This is a genomic window from Acinetobacter sp. YH12070 (assembly GCF_013419625.1).
In the GTDB taxonomy this organism is placed as follows: domain Bacteria; phylum Pseudomonadota; class Gammaproteobacteria; order Pseudomonadales; family Moraxellaceae; genus Acinetobacter; species Acinetobacter amyesii.
In genome coordinates, this window is record NZ_VOZT01000121.1 from 1 (window position 1) to 2,255 (window position 2,255).

Below are 2,255 nucleotides of genomic sequence, written 5' to 3' on the forward strand. Positions count from 1 at the left end.
GCTGGCGACAATAGCAAGAGTGAACCACCTGATCCCTTCCCGAACTCAGAAGTGAAACCTCTTAGCGCTGATGGTAGTGTGGGGTTACCCATGTGAGAGTAAGTCATCGCCAGCTCATTATTCGAAAACACCCCCTTCAAAGCGAAGGGGGTGTTTTTTTATGTGCGAAGAAAAAGGGAAAGGAAAAAGATAGAGGGGGGATACGGAAATTAAGCGTTGGATATCCAACGCTATAAGTTTATATAGAATGATAAAATTATATTAACTGACGTCGTGCATGCTTTAATGCTGTTCTTAAACCCTCTTCTAGTGTTGGATGGTAGAACGGTTTATCTAAAATATCCTCAAGTGTGAGTTCTTCATCAATCATCCAAGCCAATAAGTGCGCCATGTGCTCAGCAGCATCCACAAATAATTCAGCACCTAATAACTTTTGACTTTTATTATTAATATAAACTTCAATCGCACCTTTATTTTTTCCCAGCACCAAAGCGCGACCTTGTTTTTCATAAGAAACAAAGCCTGTCGTAAATGCAATATTTTGCTCTTTCAGTTGTTTATAGTTTTGTCCTACAGATGCCATTTCAGGTGAGCTAAACACAATGCCCATGGGTGTTAATGTTTTTATATTTTCAATGTTTGGAAAGCTTAAACAATTATGCACGGCTGCACGCCCTTCATGTGCTGCTTCATGTTGAATGGGAGTATTCGTGTGTGCATCACCCACAATAAAAATAGCATGCTGTCCGAGTTGTTTGGTATGAGGATCAATTGGGAGTTGTTTGATGTTGTTGAAACTTGTATCAATATTTTCAAGATGAAGCTGATCTAAATAGCTGCGTCTACCCGTAGCAACCAATACATAATCGGCAGTTAAGCTTTGTATTTGTCCATTTTCTTGATATTCAATTTTCACGCCTTGTTCTGTTTTTTGTAGTTGTGTAGGCAAGGTTTCAAATTTGATATTCAATTCTCGACTGAGTGTATCTTGTGCAATGGTTTGTAGTTCTGGGCTGCGGAGTGAACCAACTTTACGACTACGGGCAAAAATAGTGGTATCTACCCCTAAGCGTTGCATAGCTTGAGCCAATTCGATTGCAATTACACCACTGCCAATGACGGCCAAAGATTGGGGTAAGTTCTCTAATTCAAAGATTTGATCTGATGTGATTAAGCGTTCGCCTAATTTTTCTTTCCATGCTTGCTCATAAGCAGGAGTAGAACCGACTGCAATAATAAAAGCTTTTGCCTGATATTGCTGTCCATTCACTTGAATTGTATGGGCATCTATAAAAGTCGCAAAGCCCGAAACTTTATGGGATGCTTCCCAACGATCTACATCTTTTTGTGTGGCACGGGTAAAACGATCACGTAATTGGCGTACGTGCGTCATGATTTGGGATGTATCAATTTTTGCATCTACCGTGAGTGCAACTTCTTGTGCATGTTGTATGTCGTGCATGCGATTGGCACTAGAGATGAGAACTTTGCTGGGCATACAACCAACGCGGGCACAGGTGGTGTCCCATGGACCGTGATTGATGATGAGTAGGTTTTGGGTGTATTTAATCGCTTCTTTATAGGCGCTAATGCCTGCGGTGCCTGCACCAATAATAATGAGGTCGTACATTTGTGAGCTACTTCATGTAATAAATAAATTTAGGCTAACACAAGCAAAACATTTATCATGCTTTTATTTACATAAAGCAGTAACTATGGTTACATATCTGACAATATTAATTATATGTTTGATTAACTCATAGTTTTAGAGGGATTTGGGGAATAACTCAATGAAAAAGAAAGAAATTAGTTTGAAATTTTCGGCTATGGCTTTAGCGGTTTTATTGGCTGGCTGTGGCGGCGGTGGCAGTGATGGTTATTATAATACGGGTCCAAAACCTGGAACTGATGATCCTGTCAACGGCATTCTAAAATTGACCCCTTTTACCTTTCAAATGGCAAAGTAAAATTGACCCCTTTGATCTCGTATTAAGTTTCAACCTGGGGCTGAATCCCAATTCTTTTTTTATCCTTCAAACGATAACTCTCACCCGATATTTGTACCACATGACAGTGATGCAATAACCGATCTAACATCGCAGCGGTCAACGTGACATCATCTGCAAATGACTTAGACCATTGGCTAAAGGGTAAGTTACTCGTCAATATCGTACTGCCTTTTTCATAACGCTTGGCAATCACGTTAAAGAACAGATTCGCTTCTTCACGTCCAAACGGTAAATAACCAATTTCAT

2 protein-coding genes, 1 rRNA gene and 1 pseudogene are annotated in these 2,255 nt (G+C 40.0%); 2 read left to right on the forward strand and 2 right to left on the reverse strand.

The features are described 5' to 3' along the window. Window positions 1-115: ribosomal RNA gene (rrf, locus tag FTU17_RS17120) — 5S ribosomal RNA — on the forward strand. 141 nt (window positions 116-256) lie between these two features. Here the strand turns inward: rrf and FTU17_RS17125 are convergent. Continuing rightward, on the reverse strand, window positions 257-1,630 hold the full coding sequence (locus FTU17_RS17125; protein WP_180136120.1) for a dihydrolipoyl dehydrogenase: 1,374 nt from the start codon (window positions 1,628-1,630) through the stop codon (window positions 257-259). 160 nt (window positions 1,631-1,790) lie between these two features. Between FTU17_RS17125 and FTU17_RS17810 the strand changes: the two genes are divergently transcribed. Next, window positions 1,791-1,967, forward strand: a complete 177-nt coding sequence (locus FTU17_RS17810) for a hypothetical protein (RefSeq protein ID WP_180136118.1) — start codon at window positions 1,791-1,793, stop codon at window positions 1,965-1,967. A 22-nt stretch (window positions 1,968-1,989) separates the two neighbouring features. Here the strand turns inward: FTU17_RS17810 and istB are convergent. Continuing rightward, window positions 1,990-2,255, reverse strand: a pseudogene (gene istB, locus FTU17_RS17135) (IS21-like element ISAba8 family helper ATPase IstB); the annotation flags it as partial.

Excerpts from the sequence above, each read along its gene's own strand:
- FTU17_RS17810 (WP_180136118.1), top strand. The coding sequence starts at position 1,791 with ATGAAAAAGAAAGAAATTAGTTTGAAATTTTCGGCTATGGCTTTAGCG.
- FTU17_RS17125 (WP_180136120.1), bottom strand. The coding sequence starts at position 1,630 with ATGTACGACCTCATTATTATTGGTGCAGGCACCGCAGGCATTAGCGCC.